Below are 5112 nucleotides of genomic sequence, written 5' to 3'. Positions count from 1 at the left end.
ATTTTAATATTAAAATTGAAGAGTTACCATCTCTAGAAAAAAAGTTTCCGCCAAAGTCTTGACACATACCAACAGTATCTGCCAGAAGAGCTTTTTCCATTTTTGTGTTAAGTCCTTTACCCTGATCCATTGCTTTTTCATCTTCAAGAGTAAATATACCTGATTTTCGACCTGTTCCGATGAAGGTTCCGATTGTATCAAAGATATCTGTCAGTGTAAATGCAAAGACAGTGATAAGAATCAAAGCATAACGTGATGGGTCTGCAAGAAGTGACCCTAACCCTTGGGAGCTGAAAGCCGCTCCAAATGTCACACCCAATTCGCCGAACGTGGACAAGAAAGTATTAGCTGGGTTATTCAGTCCTGATAAATCAGTCACACCCATAGGAATTCCGATAATTGTTGTCGCAACGATTCCGATGAGGATCGCACCTTTAACATTGGCAAGCATCAGAACGACCATAATAATCAGACCAATGATGGCAAGCAGTGCATAAGGATTGGCAAGGGTGCCCATGTCAGGAATAATTCCTCCACCAGTGACTACAGTATTAATCGCCCCGGTGATTTCTGATCCGGCTGTATAAGGTTCATTGTTGACAGAAATAATGTCCTGTCCTTCAGATGTAAATTCTAATAGTTGCGCATTCTTTAAACCAATATAAGCAATAAATACACCGATTCCTCCGCCGATAGCATGCTGAAGGGATTCAGGTATTGCGTGAATGATTTTCTTTCTGATTGAAGTAACGGTAATTAAAGTCCCGACTACACCTGTGAAGAAAACCATGAATAAAGCTTCCTGCCATGAAAAACCAAGTGCAAAGACTACTGTATAGGTAAAGAATGCATTCAGTCCCATTCCCGGTGCCTGCGCATAAGGAACATTTGCATACAAAGCTAAGATCAGTGTACCAACTGCTGTAGATAAAACAGTTGCCAGAAAGACCGCTTGAGTCGGCATACCTGTCAATGACAGAATCTGAGGATTAACAAAAATAATATAAGACATAGCAAAGAATGTCGTTAATCCTGCAGTAACCTCCCGACCGATTGTTGTGTTATTCTCCTTTAATTGAAAAAACTTTTCCAACAAAGATAAAACCCTCTCTCTTCTATGATTCTCCACTTGCATGGAGTCGTTAACCAAGGGTTATCTAATAACGTGATGGATGGGATAAAGTTTAAGAAAGCAAAAAAAAGACGGATGGCCGCCTTTAATTAACTACATCTTAAACAATCGCAATTGTTTAATCTAATAGTCAATCCTTTAAGGGGATTGGTAGAGACTCTAGCCCATATCGCTAAATTATATTAGATAACGCTCTTATTAAGTTGCCTTAATCATAGTACATTATGAGAGGCATTTCAACAATAAACGAAAAATTAATCCGAATCACGAAGGTATTATTCGTATTTTTTGACACATTTTATCCTTATTTTATTAAATTAAAGCTGCCATTCGCCAAAACGGTTATTTCATTGTAACAAACTCTTCAGCAGCAGTCGGGTGGATAGCTATCGTCCGGTCGAAATCCTTCTTCGTTGCTCCCATCTGAATTGCTACTGCAAAGCCCTGAAGAATCTCATCCATCCCTTTTCCGATTCCATGAAGGCCGACCACTTTTTCATTTTTTCCTACACAGACCAGTTTCATGTATGCTTTTTGTCTATGCCCAGTGATCGAACTGTGCATTGAGGTAAAGGATGTCTTGTATATCTTGATATACTCTTCAGGATATAGGTCATAGACTTGCTCCTCAGTCATCCCAACGGTGCCAATAGGCGGATGGGTAAATATAACAGTCGGAATATTATCATAATCGACCTTGGCATTCTTCTTGTCATTAAATAGACGTTCAGACAGCTGTCTGCCGGCAGCGATTGCCACTGGTGTCAGTTCAACTCTTCCAGTCACATCTCCGACTGCATAAACATTGTTTCCAGTAGTATTCTGATACTGATCGACTTCAATATACCCTCCTGGATAAAGGTTGACTCCGGCAGCTTCAAGGTTAAGGCCTTCAGTATTCGGTGTGCGCCCTGTCGCCCACAGTACCATTTCCGTTTCATGCGTGCTGCCATCTTCAAACACAAGCTCATACTTGTCTTCTCCCAGTTTTTTCACTTCAGTCACCGTTTTGTTCGTCTGAATCTTTCTTCCTTCAACCTCAGCAAGTTCCGAGAATCCCTCGCAGATTATAGAATCAAAATTATATAGTGGCTGAGGCTTTCTCACGAATAAATGAGTATCAACCCCCATTGCATGGAAAATGCCGCTCATTTCTACCCCAATATAGCCGCCGCCGATCACTGCGATACTTTTAGGCAGTTTTTTCAAATCGAAGATATCATCTGATACCATACCATATTCACCCCCGGGAATCGGAAGACGTTTGGGCTTTCCGCCTGTTGCTATCATAATATGTTCAGCAGTATAGGTCTTCCCGTCAACTTCGACCGTCGATTCATCAACAAAGACAGCTCTTCCTCTAATAAGATCAACTTTATTGCCATCCAATCCTTTTTTATATGCCCCATGAAGGAACTTGATATACTTATCCCTATTTTCAACCATCTTCTTAAAATTCAGCTTGGGTTTATTCCCAAACTCAAGTCCGTAACCCTCAGCGTAATGATCGATCGATTCCATCATTTCGGCGACATACCACATGACTTTTTTTGGCACACATCCCAGGTTGACACAGGTGCCTCCCAAATTGTGTTCTTCAATGAGGCCAACTTTAGCTCCATGCATGCCAGCCCGGTTGGCAGAGGCAATGCCTCCGCTCCCCCCACCGATCACTAAATAATCGTATTCCTTTGTTCTCGTCATCGTTTTCTTCCTTTCCTGCTGGTTTCTAATTTATGAAGTCCCGGGTACACTTTCTTTTCTGCTTCAAAGTAATATCTGCCCAAAGCATACTTGTATTTTTCCCGTTCATCCCATGGTTTATGTTTTCCTGAATAATGAATAAAGACAACGTTCTCTTCCACTTTACTATAATTATACTTCTGAGGAAAAAGAATTCTCAGTTTTTCATAAACTTTGGGATTCATATTGTAGACCCGCCAGTCTTCCTCTTTTATATCATTAACAAATATCAGGTTGAAAATGTCCTGGTCCGGAAGAATTAGAAATGGCTTATTTTCACGTATCGTTTCGACAATATGGTCTGTATTTTCAATTTTTCGCAATTTTTCGAGATTCATCAGTACTACACCCGAGTTGAAATAATCATCAGATTCAAAATTTCTTAATCTTAAGTTATTGAATGGCTGAACCCATTTAGTTTTATACTTATAGTTTGTTGCAATAAAAGAATTCCCATGAAACGGTTTAGTGTATAAAGGTCTCAATTTATTCAAGCAGATAATATCCGGATCGAGATAAAGAACCCGATCAACATGGTCTGGAAGTAGATATGGTGCAAACATCCATAAGTACATTTCCAATGCATAATATCTGGTTATCGCTATTTTATCTGATGATTTGAAAAAGTTTTTACTGTAAATCGGTTCAAAAACATGCCCCTCTTTTTCAACAAACGTCCGCAGTTCTTCTAAGGTTTCATCCGTTATCCCTGTGTGAAGCAAATACATACAGAATATCTCATCCGGATTCGTATCTGAAATGGACCGAATCAGCACTTTCAGCGGATAGACATAGTTTTCGTTCAATGAAAAAAGTAAATTGATCATTCCTATACCTCCAGCAACAGTCACATATGCGTCGTGACTCCTTTATATCATTATACCTATTCTGTGTGGAAAACTCACTCAAATCATACTTTTCTTTTCCTTTTAAAGCTCTTTGAAATCCACTATAATTGATAAAGTACTGAATTTATGAAAGAAGGAATCATATGAATAAGAAAGATTTATACTTAACTCTCTTTCGATCGACATTTTTTCTCAGCATGTTTACTTTCGGAGGAGGCTACGTTATCGTGCCACTGATGGAAAAGAAATTTGTGAATGAATTGGGATGGATCGATGAGGATGAAATGCTGAACCTGATTGCTATCGGACAGTCAGCGCCAGGTCCTATTGCTGTCAATACATCGATTCTGATCGGTTACCGTATGGCTGGATTTTCTGGTGCAATGGTCACGGTTCTGGGAACAATTCTCCCCCCATTAGTAATTATGACTGGCCTGACATATATTTATCTGGTCGTAAGAGATAATGCCTTAGTCAACAACGTGCTCCTGGGCATGCAGGCCGGGGTTGCTGCAATCATCGTAAATGTGGTCATAAACATGGCTCTTCGTATCATTAAACAGAAAAAGATAGTGCCCGTACTGGTAATGATTGCGGCACTGATCGCCGGCATTGGCTTCCAGGTCAATATTTTGTGGCTGCTTTTTGTTTCGGCTCTTATTGGATTGATCATGACTTTAATAGACTTAAAGAATAAACACGACAAGGGGGAGAGCAAATGATTTACTTAGAACTCTTTCTCAGTTTTTTCCAGATTGGAATCCTGAGTTTTGGAGGAGGCTATGCTTCGCTACCACTTATTGAACAGGAACTGATTACAGTTCAAGGCTGGATCACTAACCAGCAGTTCATTGATATTTTGACATTATCAGAGCTGACACCTGGCCCAATTGCCATTAATGCTGCAACTTTTTCAGGTAACCAGATTGCAGGAATCATGGGCGGAATGATTGCTACAATAGGTGTAACCTTACCGTCTGTCATTATTGTTCAACTTCTGGCATATTTCTACTTCAAGTATCAGAACCTGTCAATTGTTCAAGGTGTGATACAAGGTGTTCGTCCGGCAGTTGTCGCTCTGATTGCTTCTGCTGGTGTAACGATTTTCTTGACAGCTATGTTTGGTCATAGCGACTGGCCGATCGCCCTTTCAGAAATCAACTGGGTTTCTGTCTTCTTCTTCGCAGCCGGGCTGTTTCTTATGAGAAAATTCAAGGCAAGCCCTATTCAGATTATTCTAGTGACTGGGGTAGCCGGAGGAATTGTCTACAGTCTTATGTGAACTACCCACCACTTAAATCCTTTGGATTTTGAAGTGGGGCTTCCTACGAACTCCATTCTTGTCTGCACAGACTTCATACAGACAGAGGAATCGGATAGGGGTAGGCT

General features: G+C 40.4%; 5 protein-coding genes and 1 riboswitch. Of the genes, 2 read left to right on the top strand and 3 right to left on the bottom strand.

From position 1 onward, the window contains the following. The 3 genes from ABFX15_RS01170 to ABFX15_RS01160 form a co-directional block, all read right to left on the bottom strand. Positions 1-1093, bottom strand: a 1093-nt coding sequence (locus ABFX15_RS01170; RefSeq protein ID WP_346023730.1) for an NCS2 family permease, incomplete at its 3' end; no start/stop codon positions are given. 146 nt (positions 1094-1239) lie between these two features. Beyond that, positions 1240-1337: riboswitch (purine riboswitch) on the bottom strand. Between the two features lie 137 nt (positions 1338-1474). Beyond that, entirely contained in the window at positions 1475-2836 is a 1362-nt protein-coding gene (gorA, locus tag ABFX15_RS01165; RefSeq protein WP_346023729.1) for a glutathione-disulfide reductase, read from the bottom strand. Further along, positions 2833-3702, bottom strand: a complete 870-nt coding sequence (locus ABFX15_RS01160) for a glycosyltransferase family 8 protein (protein ID WP_346023728.1) — start codon at positions 3700-3702, stop codon at positions 2833-2835. Before ABFX15_RS01160 ends, gorA begins: the two co-directional genes overlap by 4 nt. 164 nt (positions 3703-3866) lie before the next feature. On the opposite strand from ABFX15_RS01160, the gene ABFX15_RS01155 reads away from it, so the two are divergent. Next, positions 3867-4445 (top strand): chromate transporter, encoded by a 579-nt coding sequence (locus tag ABFX15_RS01155; RefSeq protein ID WP_346023727.1) that lies wholly within the window; start codon positions 3867-3869, stop codon positions 4443-4445. Next, a complete protein-coding gene (locus ABFX15_RS01150; protein WP_346023726.1) occupies positions 4442-5005 on the top strand; it encodes a chromate transporter in 564 nt (187 codons plus the stop codon). Before ABFX15_RS01155 ends, ABFX15_RS01150 begins: the two co-directional genes overlap by 4 nt. The last annotated feature ends 107 nt before the right edge of the window (positions 5006-5112 follow it).

The organism is Alkalibacterium indicireducens (assembly GCF_039522005.1).
In the GTDB taxonomy this organism is placed as follows: Bacteria; Bacillota; Bacilli; order Lactobacillales; family Carnobacteriaceae_A; genus Alkalibacterium; species Alkalibacterium indicireducens.
Note: the sequence above shows the minus strand (reverse complement) of the source record. Positions and strands in the feature narration are given on the sequence as shown.

Bases quoted from the DNA above. Each gene is read 5' to 3' on its own strand.
- ABFX15_RS01155 (WP_346023727.1), top strand. From the start codon at position 3,867: ATGAATAAGAAAGATTTATACTTAACTCTCTTTCGATCGACATTTTTT.
- ABFX15_RS01150 (WP_346023726.1), top strand. From the start codon at position 4,442: ATGATTTACTTAGAACTCTTTCTCAGTTTTTTCCAGATTGGAATCCTG.
- ABFX15_RS01160 (WP_346023728.1), bottom strand. From the start codon at position 3,702: ATGATCAATTTACTTTTTTCATTGAACGAAAACTATGTCTATCCGCTG.
- gorA (WP_346023729.1), bottom strand. From the start codon at position 2,836: ATGACGAGAACAAAGGAATACGATTATTTAGTGATCGGTGGGGGGAGC.